This is a genomic window from Streptacidiphilus sp. BW17 (genome assembly GCF_041262485.1).
Classification (GTDB): domain Bacteria; phylum Actinomycetota; class Actinomycetes; order Streptomycetales; family Streptomycetaceae; genus Streptacidiphilus.
In genome coordinates, this window is sequence record NZ_JBGCCR010000065.1 from 1 (window position 1) to 15,747 (window position 15,747).

18 protein-coding genes are annotated in these 15,747 nt (G+C 71.3%); 8 read left to right on the plus strand and 10 right to left on the minus strand.

Annotation, left to right across the window (positions count from 1 at the left end):
• Positions 1-240 precede the first annotated feature (240 nt).
• A complete protein-coding gene (locus ABH940_RS36455) occupies positions 241-1,629 on the plus strand; it encodes a glutamate decarboxylase (RefSeq protein ID WP_370107237.1) in 1,389 nt (462 codons plus the stop codon).
• 52 nt (positions 1,630-1,681) lie between these two features.
• Here ABH940_RS36455 and ABH940_RS36460 read toward each other — a convergent pair whose 3' ends face one another.
• The 4 genes from ABH940_RS36460 to ABH940_RS36475 form a co-directional block, all read right to left on the minus strand.
• The gene (locus tag ABH940_RS36460) at positions 1,682-2,014 is read right to left on the minus strand and encodes a thioesterase family protein (protein ID WP_370069684.1); all 333 of its coding nucleotides are present in this window, start codon (positions 2,012-2,014) and stop codon (positions 1,682-1,684) included.
• A 69-nt stretch (positions 2,015-2,083) separates the two neighbouring features.
• The gene (locus ABH940_RS36465) at positions 2,084-2,515 is read right to left on the minus strand and encodes a VOC family protein (protein ID WP_370069682.1); all 432 of its coding nucleotides are present in this window, start codon (positions 2,513-2,515) and stop codon (positions 2,084-2,086) included.
• Positions 2,516-2,939: 424 nt separating this feature from the next.
• Positions 2,940-3,218 carry a DUF3995 domain-containing protein gene (locus ABH940_RS36470; protein WP_370069680.1) on the minus strand — a complete coding sequence of 93 codons (279 nt, stop codon included), beginning with the start codon at positions 3,216-3,218 and terminating at the stop codon, positions 2,940-2,942.
• A 42-nt stretch (positions 3,219-3,260) separates the two neighbouring features.
• A complete protein-coding gene (locus ABH940_RS36475; RefSeq protein WP_370069678.1) occupies positions 3,261-3,989 on the minus strand; it encodes a hypothetical protein in 729 nt (242 codons plus the stop codon).
• Between the two features lie 224 nt (positions 3,990-4,213).
• Here ABH940_RS36475 and ABH940_RS36480 point away from each other — a divergent pair, with 224 nt between their 5' ends.
• Positions 4,214-4,888, plus strand: a complete 675-nt coding sequence (locus ABH940_RS36480) for a hypothetical protein (RefSeq protein WP_370069676.1) — start codon at positions 4,214-4,216, stop codon at positions 4,886-4,888.
• Between the two features lie 25 nt (positions 4,889-4,913).
• Here the strand turns inward: ABH940_RS36480 and ABH940_RS36485 are convergent, their stop codons facing one another.
• The 3 genes from ABH940_RS36485 to ABH940_RS36495 all read right to left on the minus strand — a co-directional run bounded on the left by ABH940_RS36485 (position 4,914) and on the right by ABH940_RS36495 (position 8,433).
• Positions 4,914-6,212 carry an RNA polymerase sigma factor gene (locus ABH940_RS36485; protein ID WP_370107238.1) on the minus strand — a complete coding sequence of 433 codons (1,299 nt, stop codon included), beginning with the start codon at positions 6,210-6,212 and terminating at the stop codon, positions 4,914-4,916.
• A 22-nt stretch (positions 6,213-6,234) separates the two neighbouring features.
• A complete protein-coding gene (locus tag ABH940_RS36490) occupies positions 6,235-6,594 on the minus strand; it encodes a YciI family protein (RefSeq protein ID WP_370069672.1) in 360 nt (119 codons plus the stop codon).
• A gap of 138 nt (positions 6,595-6,732) precedes the next feature.
• Positions 6,733-8,433, minus strand: coding sequence for a PP2C family protein-serine/threonine phosphatase (locus ABH940_RS36495; RefSeq protein WP_370107239.1), 1,701 nt, complete (start codon positions 8,431-8,433; stop codon positions 6,733-6,735).
• Between the two features lie 314 nt (positions 8,434-8,747).
• On the opposite strand from ABH940_RS36495, the gene ABH940_RS36500 reads away from it, so the two are divergent.
• Entirely contained in the window at positions 8,748-9,320 is a 573-nt protein-coding gene (locus ABH940_RS36500) for a hypothetical protein (RefSeq protein WP_370069668.1), read from the plus strand.
• A 9-nt stretch (positions 9,321-9,329) separates the two neighbouring features.
• Here the strand turns inward: ABH940_RS36500 and polX are convergent, their stop codons facing one another.
• The gene (gene polX, locus ABH940_RS36505; RefSeq protein WP_370069666.1) at positions 9,330-11,102 is read right to left on the minus strand and encodes a DNA polymerase/3'-5' exonuclease PolX; all 1,773 of its coding nucleotides are present in this window, start codon (positions 11,100-11,102) and stop codon (positions 9,330-9,332) included.
• 213 nt (positions 11,103-11,315) lie between these two features.
• Here polX and ABH940_RS36510 point away from each other — a divergent pair, with 213 nt between their 5' ends.
• Both ABH940_RS36510 and ABH940_RS36515 read left to right on the plus strand, forming a co-directional pair.
• Complete coding sequence (locus tag ABH940_RS36510) at positions 11,316-12,017, plus strand: ComEA family DNA-binding protein (RefSeq protein ID WP_370107240.1); 702 nt, start codon at positions 11,316-11,318, stop codon at positions 12,015-12,017.
• 195 nt (positions 12,018-12,212) lie between these two features.
• A complete protein-coding gene (locus ABH940_RS36515) occupies positions 12,213-12,734 on the plus strand; it encodes a hypothetical protein (RefSeq protein ID WP_370107241.1) in 522 nt (173 codons plus the stop codon).
• A 35-nt stretch (positions 12,735-12,769) separates the two neighbouring features.
• On the opposite strand, the gene ABH940_RS36520 is transcribed toward ABH940_RS36515, so the two are convergent.
• Together ABH940_RS36520 and ABH940_RS36525 are read right to left on the minus strand one after the other, a co-directional pair.
• The gene (locus tag ABH940_RS36520; protein WP_370069660.1) at positions 12,770-13,021 is read right to left on the minus strand and encodes a hypothetical protein; all 252 of its coding nucleotides are present in this window, start codon (positions 13,019-13,021) and stop codon (positions 12,770-12,772) included.
• Positions 13,022-13,075: 54 nt separating this feature from the next.
• A complete protein-coding gene (locus ABH940_RS36525) occupies positions 13,076-13,498 on the minus strand; it encodes a universal stress protein (protein ID WP_370069658.1) in 423 nt (140 codons plus the stop codon).
• A gap of 286 nt (positions 13,499-13,784) precedes the next feature.
• Between ABH940_RS36525 and ABH940_RS36530 the strand changes: the two genes are divergently transcribed.
• The 3 genes from ABH940_RS36530 to ABH940_RS36540 form a co-directional block, all read left to right on the plus strand.
• Positions 13,785-14,168, plus strand: coding sequence for a DUF3592 domain-containing protein (locus ABH940_RS36530; RefSeq protein WP_370069656.1), 384 nt, complete (start codon positions 13,785-13,787; stop codon positions 14,166-14,168).
• 638 nt (positions 14,169-14,806) lie between these two features.
• Entirely contained in the window at positions 14,807-14,896 is a 90-nt protein-coding gene (kdpF, locus tag ABH940_RS36535) for a K(+)-transporting ATPase subunit F (protein WP_196193981.1), read from the plus strand.
• Positions 14,896-15,747 (plus strand): potassium-transporting ATPase subunit KdpA (locus ABH940_RS36540; RefSeq protein ID WP_370107242.1); only part of this gene is annotated, 852 nt, incomplete at its 3' end. The genes kdpF and ABH940_RS36540, both read left to right, overlap by 1 nt.

A 15,747-nucleotide genomic window follows, 5' to 3' on the forward strand; every position in this document is an offset into this window, starting at 1 on the left:
GCGGCCGGGTACATGCCGGAGATGAACGTGCTCTGCGCGATCGGCGACTACAGCACGCAGAGCGACCAGCCGATCATGAAGCACCTCAAGGTCACGGTCACCAGGGCGCTGTGAGCCGGGCCGCCTGGTCAGCGCCTGGTCAGCGCCTGGTCGGCGAGCACTCGGGGACCGGATGGGATTGACTGGTCGGGGAGTTGCCTTCACTGCCCGACACCTGTCCCGGCCTGCGAGGTGAGCACCATGGCGCACCGTCCCGACCCGAGGGATCCCGCCGACGTCACCCTCAACCCGCTGTTCGCGCGGCCCGGGGAGGCGCGCAGCCTGCCGCGCTACCGGCTCGGCGAGCAGCCGATGCTGCCCGAGACCGCGTACCAGATCGTCCACGACGAGGCGATGCTCGACGGCAACGCACGGCTCAACCTGGCGACCTTTGTCGGTACCTGGATGGACGACGAGGCCCGGCGCGTCTACGCCGAGGCCTTCGACAAGAACATGATCGACAAGGACGAGTACCCGCAGACCGCGGCGATCGAGGAGCGCTGCTGGCGGATGGTTGCCGACCTCTGGCACGCGCCCGATCCCGCGACCGCCATCGGCTGCTCCACGATCGGCTCCTCCGAGGCCTGCATGCTGGGCGGCCTGGCGCTCAAGCGGCGTTGGCAGGAGTCCCGTCGTGCGCAGGGCAAGCCCGTCGACCGGCCCAACCTGGTGATGCGCTCGGCGGTCCAGGTCGTCTGGGAGAAGTTCTGCAACTACTGGGACGTCGAACCGCGCTACGTCCCGATCAGCGAGGAGCACCGGACGCTCGACGGGCACGGGCTGCGCGAGCACGTGGACGAGAACACCATCGGCGTGGTCTCCATCCTCGGCGTCACCTACACCGGAATGTACGAGCCGGTGGCCAAGGTGAGCGCGGCGCTTGACGAGATCCAGAAGGAGACCGGGCTCGACGTCCGGATCCATGTCGACGGTGCGTCAGGCGCGATGGTCGCGCCGTTCCTGCAACCGGAGTTGGCCTGGGACTTCCGGGTGCCGCGAGTGGTGTCGATCAACACCTCCGGCCACAAGTACGGGCTGGTCTACCCCGGCCTGGGCTGGGTGGTCTGGCGCGACCGGAGCCTGCTGCCGGAGAGCCTGGTGTTCACGGTCACCTATCTCGGCGGTGACATGCCGACCTTCGCGCTCAACTTCTCCCGCCCGGGCGCGCAGGTACTGCTGCAGTACTTCCAGTTCCTGCGGCTCGGCCGGGAAGGCTACCGCGAGGTCCAGCAGGCCTCGCAGGACGTGGCGAAGTTCCTGGCCGCCGGGATCGGCAGGCTGGACGCGTTCGAACTGTGGAACGACGCCTCGGACATCCCCGTCTTCGCGTGGCGGCAGGCCCCCGGACACAGCCATAACTGGACGCTCTACGACCTCTCCGACCGGCTGCGGCAGAAGGGTTGGCTGGTGCCCGCCTACCCGATGCCGGACGACCTCGCGGATCTGACGGTGCAGCGCATCGTGGTGCGCAACGGCCTCAGCCGGGACATGGCCCGCAGTCTGCTCGACGACATCGAGGAGAGCGTGCGGTACTTCGACAAGCTCACCGAGCCGCTGCCGGACGCCCCCCGGTCGAGCTACCACCACTGACGGGCCGCTGAGGGGCCGCTGACCGGCCGGCTGAGGGGTCGGAGCCTCGGTGCTAGGCCAGGAACCGTTCACGGTCGACGAGCACCCGGTCGATCTCCCCCGAGGCCACCAGCGTGTCCGTGCTGTCGACGGCCTTGACCAGGAAGGTGAGCCGACGGCCCTCCGCTTCGAGCGGTGCGAAGGCGGAGACCTCGACGTGGTCGCCCACGCGGGTGGCACGGACGTGTGAGACGCGGATCGCGGTGCCGACGGTGGTCTGTCCCTCCGCAAGGAAGGGCGCCGCCGCCTCGACGGTGGCCGCCTCCAGCCACGCGATCAGCCGGGGCGTGCCGAGCACGGGGACGTCGCCGCTGCCCAGCGCGATGGCCGTGTCCGCATCGGTCACCTGATGACGCATCCTGTTCCGCCTGTCCCTCGGGGTTGATGGGCGGCGCCGCGCGGGGTGAGCCGGGACCTACCAGGCGTAGATCCGGTCCATGATGTCGTGACGCGGCACCGACTCCGGTCCCGGAAAGGAAATCATGACCGGCGAGTCGCTCGGGTCGCGGCCCTCGACGACGCGGAATCCGTCCGCCTCCCAGGCGGAGACGAGGACCTTGCGGTCCTTGAGCAACTGCTCGCAGCGGTCCAGGTCGTCGCGGTCCACCGCGGTCCAGAACACGTACTGCAGCCCGACCGTGCCGGCCTGACGGGCTCCGCCCGCGCCGGTGGCCCGCAGGTAGACCTGGAGTCCGTCCTCGCGGGACAGCAGGGCGGCGGTGTCCGTGCGGATCCGGGGCTCCAGCTTGAGCAACTCGCGGTAGAAGGCGATGGATTCGTCCAGCTGGTGGACGAAAAGCACGACCGAGCTCGGTCGTGGGCCCTGCGGAGGCTGGTCCGTGGTCATCGTGGTCTCCCGTCGTCCGGGTTCGTCGTCCCGGTTCGTCGTCCGCGTGCGTCCGCCGCTGCTGGGTACAACCGCTTCCGGCAACCGCTTCTCGGTATAACACAGCGCACCAGCGGGACGGCCGTGTGACATGGGCCCGGCATGGGCACCCCGGAATGAAGGGTGGGGAGCGAAGCAGGCGTGTCAGGCGGCTTCGCTCCCCGGGCGGACTGCCGTCGATCGACCAAACCGCGCAGCCGCTCCGGCCGGGATCCAGGGGGCTGTCACCGGCCGAGAAGAAACGTTACGGCGCTGGGCACGGGCGGCCTGCGGGCTCGGGGCTGATTAGCCCCGAAGGGTGAACGCGGGTCGATCGCGCGTGCGACCCGGGGGCTGCTCCCGGCAGGGCAGGGCAGGGCAGGGGCGGAACGGGGCCGGCGTGGGGTCAGCGCGGCGTGCGGGGGAGGCGGTGCCCCCACGGTCGCACCAGGGCGAGCGCGAGGGCCGCGCCGACGAGCTTGAGCGCGCCGGTGACCCAGGCCGCCGCCAGCAGGGCCGGGTCGCCGGCGAGAGCCTGACGCTCCAGACTCCCGCCGAGGGTGCCCAGGCCGGTCCGGCCACCGGAGCCCCAGTACAGGCTGATCGCGCCGAAGAGCACGCCCCACACGCACGCGGCGTAACCGGGCCAACTGCGGCGCAGGTGCTGTCTCACCGTGGTTTCCACGGTCGGAAGTGTGCCCGCGCAGGCGCGGGGAACACGGACGCCTCAGACCAGCTTGAGGTCGCGCGTCAGCGTCGCGAGGTCGACGCCGTTGACCGCGCCCGCCTCCTCGTACTGGTGGGCGAGCACCGCCCAGGCCTCGTCCGCGTAGGTGGACCACCAGTCCCAGGAGATCTGTTGCACCGCGCCCCAGGTCACGCAGTGGAGTCCCTGGGCGTCGTAGCCCAGCAGCGGGACGGCGTGGCCGCCCACGATCGCCTGCTCCTGCCAGCCGGGCTCCAGCATCCACGGCTTGCCCGCCTGGAACTGCTGCTCGGCGTTGGCGGGCACCTGGATCCCGGCGAAGACGCCGCCGAACAGCGCGATGCCCTGCCGGATCGCCACCAGCGCGTGGACGTTGACGGGGGCGTAGGCGAGGATCTGGTTGCCCCACAGTCCGCTGGTCTGCCAGGTGTGCAGCACCTGCGACTCCACCAGCCCGGTGTCCTGGCCGCCGGAGAGCTGCAGGTACTCGTCGACGACCTGCTGCTCGGTGGGGACGGCGTCCTTCTGTCCGGTCTGGGCGTTCCAGGACTGCATCAGGTGGGCCGCGGCGGCGACGGTGCAGTCGCCGTAGCGGTCGTTGCCGTCCATCGGCCAGCTGGTGACCGACGCGCCCCAGTCCACCGACGCGGGCGGCTTGGGCAGCGGGGCGGTCGTGTAGGCGTTCAACTCCTTGAGCACGACCGGGAACTGCGGTGCGAGCTTGCCGAGCTTTCCTGCGACGCGGGTCATCTGCCGCTCCCTCCGGGCGATATGCACACTCCGTGACTGCTGGTCACGGTTGGTGACGCACCAGCTTTCCAGATGCGACCGCAGGTCAGGGCTGTGTCGCGTTACCCGTCAGAGTGAAGTTGCGCCGCGTGTCCCGCGCCCCGGTGCGGCGCCTCCGCCTACGCTGAGGGCCGCCCGAGGGAAGTCTGCGCCCGAAGGGGGCCCCGAGCCGGAGGAACGTGAACGTGCCGACAGCCGACCGCCGTAGGACCGACCCCGTCCGCCTCCGGGCGGTGCTGCTGACGGTGCCGTTGCTTTTCTGCGCCGCGTGCGGCAGTGGCGGCTCGGTCGCCCCGGCGGCTCCGGCCGCATCCGCGGCTTCCGGAGGTGCGACGCCGGCCGTCGGGCCCGGGCCGCAGCAAGAGTACCGGGTGGCCGCCCAGCCGCCGGCGGGGAGTTGCCACTACCGCAGCGGCGACGGGCAACCGCTGCCGGACCCGCGCTGCACTCCGGGCGCGATCAACCCGGCCGTCACGCAGGCGAATCTGCGCCAGACCCTCTGTCGTCACGGCGGCTACACCGCCGGGGTCCGACCGCCGCGTCAGGTGACCGACGCGGAGAAGCGGCTCAACGCTCGGTCCTACGGCTACACCGGGCGGCTGTCCGATGCCGAGTACGACCACCTGGTCCCGCTCGGGGTCGGCGGCGACCCGAACGACCCGCGCAATCTGTGGGTCGAGCCGCCGTCCCCGGGCCACGTGTCCGGTTCCGGCACGGCGAACCCCAAGGACGACGTCGAGTCGGCGGTGCACGACGCGGTCTGCTCGGGTCAGGTCACGCTCCAGGCCGCACAGCAGGCGATCGCGTCGGACTGGACGACGGCGCTGGACGCTCTCGGCATTGCGGCGAAGCGTGGCTGACGGGAAGTCACTTCTGGTTTCGTGGCTACGGTTTGAGTTCTGCGCGGCGCCTGGAGAGGAAGTCGCGCTCCGTGGCGTTGGTCGCGACTGCCAGCGCCGCGTCGTAGGCGGCGGCCGCCTCGGCGCGGCGGCCGAGTCGTCGGAGCAGGTCGGCGCGGGTGGCGTGGAAGAGGTGGTAGCCCGCCAGCGCGTCCGCCGGGAGGGCGTCCACCGCGTCGAGCGCGGCCTGCGGGCCCGCCACCTCGGCCAGGGCGACGGCGCGGTTCAGCGCCACGACAGGCGTGGGCGCGAGTCGCAGCTGGAGGTCGTAGAGGGCCAGCACCTGTTGCCAACGGGCCTGTGGCGTCAGTGAGTCGTCGCTGTGCACGGCGTTGACGGCGGCCTGGATCTGGTACGGACCCGGGCTGCCGCGCCGCAGGCAGGCGCGGACGAGATTCTGACCCTCCGTCACCATCTCGCGGTCCCAACGCGACCGGTCCTGGTCGTCGAGCAGGACCAGCATCCCCTCCGCGTCGGTTCGCGCCGCGCGGCGGGCGTGGGTGAGCAGCAACAGCGCCAGCAGGCCGACGGCTTCGGGCTCGTCCGGCATCAACTCGACCAGGAGGCCCGCGAGTCGGAGCGCCTCCGCGCACAGGTCCTCGCGGAGCAGCGCCTCGCCGCCCGAGGCGGCGTAGCCCTCGTTGAAGACCAGGTAGACCGTGTCGAGTACGGCCCGTAGCCGGTCCGGGAGTTCGGCCTCCGCCGGGACCCGGTACGGGATGCCCGCATCCCTGATCTTGCGCTTGGCGCGCACCAGCCGCTGCGCCATGGTGGCCTCGGGTACGAGGAAGGCGTGGGCGATCTCGCCGGTCTCCAGCCCGCCCAGCAGCCGCAGGGTCAGGGCGACTTGCGCGTTGCGGGCCAGGGCCGGGTGACAGCAGGTGAAGATCAGACGCAGCCGGTCGTCGCGCACCGGACCCACCTCCTCCCCGTCGTCGTCGCCGTCGCCGCCGCCGCCGTCGCCGTCGCCGCCGTCGCCGCCGTCGCCGGTGGTCCGGAGTTCCAACAGTTGCTGCGCCTCGACGTGCCGGGCGTGCCGCGAGGAGTCCCGCCGCAGCCGGTCGATGGCGCGGTTGCGGGCGGTGGTGGTGATCCAGGCGCCCGGGTTGGGCGGCACGCCGGCCTCCGGCCAGCGCTCCAGGGCCACCGTGAAGGCGTCCTGCACCGCTTCCTCGGCGAGGTCGATGTCGCCGAGGAAGCGGATCAGGGTGGCCACGCACCGGCCGTACTCGGTGCGGAAGACCTCTTCCGTGGCCGTGCCGCCGCCCGCTGCGGGCTGATCCACCGTCAGCGTCCCGTCGCTCTGCCTACTGCTCCGGCACTTCCTGGAAGGGGCGGACCTCGACGGGGCCCTGGCAGGCCCGGCTGCCCTCCTCGGCGAGGGCCAGCGCCGCGTCCAGGTCGGGGGCCTGGACGATCCAGAAGCCGCCCAGGTGCTCCTTGGTCTCGGCGAACGGGCCGTCGGTGGTCAGCGCCTTGCCGTCCTCCTGGATCCGCACCACGGTGGCGACGTCTGCCGGGTACAGCCCGCCCGCGAAGACCCACGCGCCGCTCTTCTGCAGCCGCTGGTTGAACACGTCGACGTCGGCGAACATCTTCTGCATGGCCTCCGGAGCAGGCGGCTCCTGGCCCTCGACCATGTGCACCGACAGCAGGTACTGCTTCATGACGTTCTCCTCGTTCCGCTGGTTGGTGGTCTCGCTGGTTGGCGATCCCCGGGACCGGCGTCCTGCTGGCCCGATACAACCACTACGAACGGGACCGCGCCCGATCGACACTCCTGGTCGGAAATCCCGGAAAAATCTTCAGCGCTGGACGACGCGCGCGGCGAGCAGGGCGATGTCGTCCTCCGCCTGGGCCGGGTCGGAGCTGTGCAGCACGGCGTCGAGGAGGTCGTCGAGCTCGCCCGCAGCGGGGAGCGGGAGGGCGGCGAGGCGCTCCAGGGAGACGTCGATGTCCTCGTGGCGCCGCTCCACCAGGCCGTCTGTGTAGAGGAGCAGCACCTGGCCGGGCAGCAGCTCGCGGACCAGGTGCTCGTAGCCGCCGACGCCCGTGCCCAGGGGCGGGCCGCTCGGGAGGGCCAGCAGTTCGGTGGGCCGGCCCGGGGTGACGAGCGCCGGGGGCAGGTGTCCCGCGCTGGAGAAGGTGACGCGGTTGCGGCTCGGCTCCAGCAGGGCGAGCAGGCAGGTGGCCGGGCGGGCGGCCTCGTTCTCGGAGATCAGCGAGTCGAGCTGGCGCAGGATCCGGTGCGGGGGCAGGTCGGCGCCTGCGACGTAGCGCAGCATCGAGCGATACGTCGACATGTCCACGGCAGCCTCGACGCCGTGGCCCATGACGTCGCCGATGACCAGCAGCGTCCGACCGAAGGGAAGCCGCACCGTCTCGTACCAGTCGCCGCCGACCACCGAGCTGGTGCCGGACGGCAGGTAGCGGCAGGCGATCTCCAGGTTCGGGTGCGGGTTGGCCGGCTCGGCCAGCAGGGCCCGCTGGAGTTCCAGGGCGATGCCCTGGGAGCGCATGTAGCGGCGGGCGTTGTCGATGCTGAGGGCGGCGCGGTCGGCGAGATCCTCGATCATCGCGATCTCGGCGTCCGAGAACTCCCGTTCGCCGGCGCGGGCCAGCACCAGAGCGCCCAGCAGATGTCCGCGCGCGCTCAGCGGGAGCGCGAGCATCGCGGCGATCCCGGCGGCGCGGAAGACGCTGCGGCTGTGCTCGTCGGAGAGCGCGACGGCGAGGTCCTCCTCCGTGCCCAGCGTGACCGCGACCGGTTTGGCCGCCGCCAGGCTGCGGGCCACGGCCGAGCCGTCCCGGTGGCGGACGGTTTCGCCGGGGTGCGCCAGCGTCGCCAGCTGCGGATGCAGCTCCGGGGTGCCCGCGACGGCGGCGCGCAGCAGCCGGGCGGAGCCGAGCGGAGCGCCGAGCCGGTGGTCCGGAGCGCCGGGCGGCAGGATGTCCACGGCCGCGAGGTCGGCCAGGGTGGGCACGGTGAAGCGGGCGAGCTCGGTGCAGGTGGTGTCTATGTCCAGCGTGGTGCCGATGCGTGCGCCGGCCGAGGTCAGCAGCGACAGCCGGGCGCGGGTCCGGACGGCCTCCTCGTCGTCGACGTTCGCCAGGACCAGCACGCCGGCTCGGGCGGTGGCTTCGGCACCTTCGGCTTCGGCGGAGGCTGCGCCCTCGGTGGAGGCTGCGGAGTCCGGCTCCAGGTCGAGGCGCTGCACCCGCAGTCGGGCCGCGCCGTAGTCGCCGACCCTGGCGATCCCGTCCTGCAGCACGTCATGCGCCGCGTCGGCGACGGCGGCGATCGTGCGCGGGTCGTCCGTGCCGGTCAGGCGGACGAAGGTCTCGTTGACGTACTGGCAGGCGAGTTGCCCGTCGAGCAGGGCGACGCCGAACGGCAGGTCCGTGACAAGGGCGGAGAGCAGCGCATCCCGGTTCACGCCCATGGCGAGGGCCGCAGCGTCCATTGATGCGCCGACGGCGTCCCGTGGGGGGACCTCCGCGCCCACCGCTCCCTCCTCAGCGCCGGGCTCGGACCCGGCCGACAGAACTTACCCCATGATCACGCAGGTTTCGGGCAAACGCACCTGTGTTCGGCTCGCTGTCGTCCGGTTCACACGTGAGCGATCCGTGTGTGTCGTCGGCGTCACCGTTCGCTCACAGGAGTCCTGGGGGCTCGCGTTCCGATCCGGATTCCGACCCGGATTCGTCCGCGGGCTCCGCCAAGGCTGTCGACCGGTCGCCGACCGGCTCGGCGCGCGCCGGGCGGTGAGCTGGTGTACCCCGGAGGGAGGGGTTCGCACCGGTCTCGGAGGAGGGCGTCATGCGGCTACGGGAAGTGCCGACCCGCACGGTGGTCGGCGCGTTCGTGTTCCACTCCGGGTGGAGCAAGTGGAACGCCGACCAGCAGACCGCCGACGCGCTGCACAGCGTGGCCGCCGGCGCCTACCCGCCACTCGACCCGCTGCCCGCGGACAAGTTCACCAAGGCGCTCTCCGTCGCCGAGATGGCGGTAGGCGGCGCGTTGTTGGCGCCGTTCGTGCCGACGGCCGTCGCGGGCGCAGCGCTGACCGGCTTCTCCGGAGCGTTGTTGGGCGTCTACTTCCGCACGCCAGGCATGCGCGAGCCGGGCAGCATCTGGCCGACGCACCAGGGCATCGCGCTGGCCAAGGACTCGTGGATGTTCGCCATCGGCCTCGGTCTGCTCACTGACGCGGCGACCCGCCGCTGCTGGCACGGGCACGCCCACGGGCACGCCTACGGGCAGACTCATGAGCAGGCCCGTGCGGTCCACAGGGCTCGGGCCGCCGCCGCGACCCATGCCGCCCTCGCTGCTCGTGCCGCGCTCACCGCCCGGGCTGCGAGCGCGGGTCGGCCGGCCCGGCATCTTCGGTGACGCGACGACTCAGTTTGCCGCCGCCCGCGCGGACTTCTTGTCCGCCCGGTCGAGGCTGCGCTTGTCAAGGAAGTGCTTGAGCCGTTGCCACGGCCAGGTGTTGATCACCGCGTCCGGTGTCAGCCAGGCGCGTTGTGCCTGGCCCACGCCGTAGCGGGGGTTGTCCAGCTGGACCGTCGAGTGGGCGTCGCTGTCGATCGAGAAGTGGACGCCCGCCTGGTGGGCCCGTCGGATCAGTTCGTCGTTGAGGTCGAGCCGCTGCGGGGAGGCGTTGATCTCCAGCGCCGTCCCCGTGCGCGCGCAGGCCGCGAAGACCGCGTCCAGGTCCGCGTCGATGCCGCCGCGACGGCCGAGACGGCGCGTGGTGAGGTGCCCGATGATGTGGATGTAGGGGTTCTCGCAGGCCCGGATCAGGCGGCGGGTCTGCGCGTCGCGGCTGGCTCCGAAGTGGGAGTGGATCGAGGCGACGCAGAGGTCGAAGCCGGCCAGGAACTCCGCGGGCCAGTCGACGCCGCCGTCCGGGCCGATGTTGAGTTCGGTGCCGTGCAACAGCCGCATCCGGCCGTACTGTCCGGCCAGTTCGCGCAGCCGCTCCCGCTGGGCGAGCATCTTCTCGTCGGTCATCCGCTGCATGACCAGGTCGGGCGCGTGGTCGGTGACCGCGGCGTAGGTGTAGCGGCGCGCGGCGCAGGTGGCGAGCATCTCGTCGAGCGTGGCGATGCCGTCGGTCAGGTCGGTGTGCAGGTGCAGGTCGCCGCGCAGGTCGCGGACGGTGACCAGGGTGGGCAGCCGGTCGTCGAGTGCCGCCTCGATCTCGCCCCGGTCCTCCCGCAGGGGCGGCGGGATCCACGGCAGGCCGAGCGCGGCGTAGACCTCGTCCTCGGTGGCGGACGCGATCCGCTCCTCCGTCGACGTGTCGAAGAGGCCGTACTCGGAGAGCTTGAGCCCCGCTTTGACCGCCATGGTCCGGAGCCGGATGTTGTGGGCCTTGGAGCCGGTGAAGTACACCAGCGCCGCGCCCCGCGCGTCCGGCGGGACCACCCGTAGGTCGACCTGGAGCCCGCGCGCGGTTCGGATCGAGGTCTTGGTCGGGCCGTGGACGATGACCTCGCCGCCGTCCGTGACCAGCGGGAGCGCGACGAAGGCGTCCATCAGCGGGCCCGAGTCCTCGGCCGAGGCGAGGATGTCGAGGTCGCCGACCGTCTCCCGGAACCGGCGCAGCGAGCCCGCGTAGGTGCAGTCGTGGCAGCCGCGCACCGTGGACAGCGCGGCGACGATCTCGTCCGCGACGTCGAAGGCCACGTCCAGCGTGGTCCGCTCCGAGGACTGCTGGAGCAGGTCCAGGCCGTGCAGGATGTTCTGCTCGGTGCGGCCGCCGAAGCCCGGCAGGTCGTGCAGCCGTCCGGCCTCGGCGGCCTTGCGCAGTTCGGCGGGGGTGGAGACGCCCAGCTCGCGGTGGAGGGTGAGCGCCTTGCGCGGACCGAGGCCCGGGATCGCGGTCATCTCCCGCACGCCCGGCGGGATCTGGGCGCGCAGCGCCTCCAACGCCTGGATCGCGCCGGTGCTGCGGAACTCGTCGACCTTCTCCGCCACGGACTTGCCCACGCCGGGGATCTCGCGCAGCCCCTTGGCGTCCAGTCCGGCCAGGTCGGCGCCGTGACCGGCGATCGCCCGCGCCGCCTTGGTGTAGGCGCGGGCCCGGAAAGCGTCCCCGCCGGTGAGGGTCAACAGGTCGGCGTACTCGTCCAGGAGCGCGGCGACCTCGTCGTTGAGCCGGGCCATGGGCTCAGCCTAGGGTCGCCCTGGGCGCCGCGCATGCGACGTCAGTCGCGCGGGTGGAGCTCGGCGCCGCAGCGCCGGCAGGTGGCGGCCCTCGGGTCGTCCGGGGCGGCGTCGCACTGCGGGCAGAGACGGTTACGCTGGTCCGCCGCAGGCCAGGGGTCTGCGTTCGGTCTGCGGGTGCTCGGGACCAAGATCAGCCCTACCGTGTAGAACGTGACCAAGGCGGACAAGGGTGACGGAGGGCGCCCCGCAGGGCCGATGAGCCCGGCGGGGAGCGTCCTGTGGGCGTTGCTGCCCCTGTTCACGATCGGACTCGGCACCTTCGCGGTGCTGGGCTGGGCCGCCTGGTGGTTGCAGCAGCGGGCGCTGGCCGTGCTGTCCGGGATCGCGCTGGCAGTCACGGTCGTCGCGCTGGTCATGGCCGACGCGCCGACCGACTCGGTCGAGAGCACGACGGCCGGCGGACTGGTCTCCGTGGTGCTGGTCGGCGGTGGGTTGGGCGCAACCTTCTCGGTGCGTCGACGCCTGGTCGGGGCGCCGCTCGCGCGGGAGGCGCTGCCGTCCCCGGAGGAGGCCGCGAACGAGGCGGTCCTGGCGGACGCGAGGGCGCGTCGTGAGCTCCGGGTCCACGCGCGCGAGTTGCTGGCCGACGACCCCGGGCTCGCCCGCGAACTCCGGATCGGCCGCCCGGACCTGCCCCGCGCCTACGACGACGGCGGTCTCGCCGACGTCAACCACGTCCCCGCGCCGGTCCTGGCGTCCCTGCCCGGCATGACGCCGGACCTGGCCCGGCAGATAGTCGAGACCCGGGAGTCGCGCGGCAGCTTCACCTGCATCCAGGAGCTGGAGGTCTTCGCCAATCTTCCGGACGAACTCGCGGTGGAGCTGGCGGACCGCCTGCTGTTCCTGAACTGAGTGAATGTTCATCGCAGAACGGATGGTGACGTGACGTCAGGGTTTGTCGTTGGTGTGGGTGGGGGGTGGGGGATCGCCCGGTCCATCCCGTGTGTCCCAATTTTCTCCCATTTAACCGTGGCATCGTCGGCTTTCAGCACGTAGCGTGGGGGGCCGGGGGAGCGGCGGACGGGCGAGCGGACTCGGGAGCAGCTCATGGTGGCAGTCCTCAAACTGGCGGCGGTACTGGTGCTGGGCGCCGGTGCACTTCTTCCTGCGGCGGCCTCGCCCGGGCATGCGGCGACGTCGACGATTTCGAAATCGTCGGCGCAGTCGGCACCGTCGACAACGGCGTCCGGGAGTACCGGTCAGACGAGCCCGCCGGTGGTCCTGGACTGCTCCGGCAAGCCCCAGTCGCAGCCGAGCCAGTACGTGCTGGCCTGCGGGGACGGCAACAACTACCTGACCTCCGCGCACTGGACCCGCTGGGACGGCGTGTCGGCGTACGCGACGGCGACGGACGTGGCCAACGACTGCCAGCCGTACTGCGCGGCGGGGCACTTCCACAGTTTCCCGGTCGACGTCACCCTCACCGACCCGGTCCCGTGGCAGGGCCACGCGGGCCAGACCCGGTACACCAAGGTGACGCTCTTCTACCCGGGACCGAGGCCCGCCCACGCGGCGCAGACGGTGACCCTCCCGTTGGCTGCGGGTCCGGCGATTTCCTCGGCGACGTAGACAGTTCTGCACTCAGGTAGGTGCAACTGCTACTGCTACAGGTGCAAAGCGCGGAAGAGGCCGAGGGTGTTGGCCATCAGGAACACCGCGTAGACGCACAGCAGCAGACCGGCCACCCGGGCGGGCAGGCGGCGCGCCGCCGTCCGGGTGGCTGCCGCGCCGTCGAAGCCGAAGCCGTCGCCGAGGGTGCGCATCGCCCGGGTCGGGGCCAGCAGCAGGGTGCCGCCGACGGCGAGCAGGGTGAAGGTGATGATGCAGGGCAGGGCGGCGAGTTCGATCAGGCCCACGGGGTGGTCTCCTCCGATTTCCGGTTCAGGCTCAGCGGCTCAGCGGTTTCGAGCTCAGCTGGCCAGGGCCACGCCGTGGCCGTGGTTGTGGTGGTGGCGCAGGCCCAGCCGGGCCAGCAGGCCCGCGCGTGGAGTGGGCAGGAAGGTGACGTCGCCGGGCCGCACCGCCACGGACTCGACGGCCTGCCGCAGGGTCTCCGACCGGACCACGGTCGGCTGGACCCGCACCGGCTCCTCGGGACCGATCGCGTCCGAGACCAGCTCGTCGAGCTGGTCGCACGCGCGGCGCTCCCAGTCGCGTGCCAGTTCCGGGCACGGGTGCGCCCGGTAGAGCTGCTCGCCGCCGACCGGGTACCAGGCCAGCACGGGGACCAGCGCGGCATGCTGCCGCCGCGCCTCCTCCGCCGCGCGACGCAGCAGCGCGACGTCTCCGACCTCGTCGCTCACGCCGACGATCACTCGTGAGGTCTCAGTCATGGCACACGCTTCTTTCTGGCCCTCGGGCTTCCTGGCGTTCCGGCGTTCTGGCGTACGGATGTTCCGAACGGCAGAACAGCGCTACGGCGGTCCACCCGGACCGCCCGACTCCATTGGACGGCGTGAAAAGGTGTGCCACCAGGGCCATTGACGCGCTCCATACGCCTGCGGCCCGCTCCTTGACGCCTCCCTGACCCGTCCCTGGGCCCGGTGTTCGAGTGACGCGCAAACTGGGCAGGGAGCGGACGCGAGGGTGGCGGACGGTGGCGGGCGAGGAGAGGGTGCGATGAGCGATGCCGGCGGGATCGTCACCGGCGTCTTCCTGGGTGTCGGCGGGGTCGTCGCCTATCTGGCGGGGATCGTCGGCATGGGGCAGACGCGCCGGATCCGTCACGACGGCCGTCGGGTGCGTGCCCTGGTCCGGCTCCGGCCCGGTGCCACCCGGCCGTTGCTGCAGTTCACCACGGATGACGACCGCGAGCTGGTGATGGAGGTCTACGGCCCCTCCGGGCTGCGGGACGGCAGTGAGGTCTGGCTCCGCTACGACCCGGCCGATCCGCGCGAGGTGGTGGTGGAGGGCCGTGAGGGCAGCGGGCGCGAACGGGTCTTCGTCGCGCTCGGGGTGGTGGCGGTGCTGGCGGCGCTGGCGCTGCTGGTCGGGCCGGGCTGAGCTGCGGAAAGGCGGCCGGACAGGCGGCAGCGGGGGTGCGTTCGGACGCCCGCGTCAAGGGTTCGTCAGGAGATCGGCCAGGGGCGTGAAGGAGGCGTCAGGGCGGTCAGGTCGAGGTGCAGAACCCGGCTAGGTTCTCTGGTCAGGGGGAACCAGGCCCGCAGTTCCGTGGGGGAGCAACGGGCCGGGGGTTTGCTTTCCGCCGGTCAAGCCTTGCAGGGCGGCGACCGGTAAAGGTGGGAGAGCAACAGCGAGGGGCGTGCGGCCCGAGGGAGAGCCGCGCGCCCCTTTTCCTTTTGTCTCTGCTTCCCCTTGTCCTGACCCGGGTTGACCGAAACCCCGCTTGTTTCGCAACGCCCGGGCGACCCTCCGGTCTCAGCCGGATAAAGGACCGATAAGAGCGCGTATCGGTTCCTGGGGGCCGCGCAAGGAGGGCGTCAAGGATGTGCTGACGGCATCTGCACGTGCGCTTTCCTTTCGGTTGCCGCCCATAGGGCGGCGCCGCCCGGGAACTCTCCCGGCCGGATCACGCCTTCGTTCTTCTGGGGTGGCCTTCCCATGCAGGACCTGTTCTTCGTCGGGGTGACGATCGTGGTGTTCGCGGTCCTCGCCTTGATTGTCAAGGGGGTTGAGCGGCTGTGAACGCCGACAACATCATCGGCCTGATCGTGTCGATCGGCCTTGTCGCCTACCTCATCGCGGCCCTGATCCGTCCGGAGAAGTTCTAGTGAACCCTACCCTCGCGGGCTTTCTGCAGGCCCTCGCCCTGGTAGGAGCGCTGGCGCTCTCCTACCGGCCGCTGGGCGACTACATGGCCTACGTGCTGACGACCCGTAAGCACCTGCGCGTGGAGCGCGGCATCTACAGACTGATCGGCGTCGACGGTGACGCGGAGCAGACCTGGGCCGCCTATCTGCGCTCGGTATTGGCCTTCTCGTTCGTCTCGGTCCTCTTCCTCTACGCGTTCCAGCGGCTGCAGGAGCACCTGTGGCTCTCGCTCGGCTTTCCGGCGGTCTCGCCGGCGGTGGCGTGGAACACCGCTGCGTCGTTCGTCACCAACACCAACTGGCAGTCGTACTCGGGTGAGTCGACGATGGGCCACCTGGTACAGATGGCGGGACTGACGGTCCAGAACTTCCTCTCGGCCGCCGTCGGCATCGCCGTCGTCACCGCGCTGATCCGCGGCTTCATCCGTCAGAAGACCGACCTGTTGGGCAACTTCTGGGTCGACCTCAGCCGGCTGACGGTGCGGGTGCTGCTGCCGATCTCGGTCGTCTTCGCTCTTGTCCTGGTCGCGGGCGGTGTGGTCGAGAACCTGCACCTGCCGACGATCATCCACACGCTGAGCGGTACCGCGCAGTCGATCCCGGGTGGTCCGGTGGCCTCGCAGGAGGTCATCAAGGAGCTGGGCACCAACGGCGGCGGCTTCTACAACGCCAACTCGGCGCACCCGTTCGAGAACCCGAACCCGTTCACCAACCTGCTGGAGATCTACCTCCTGCTGGTGATCTCGTTCGCGCTGTGCCGCACCTTCGGCACGATGGTGAAGTCGCAGAAGCAGGGCTACGCGATCGTCTCG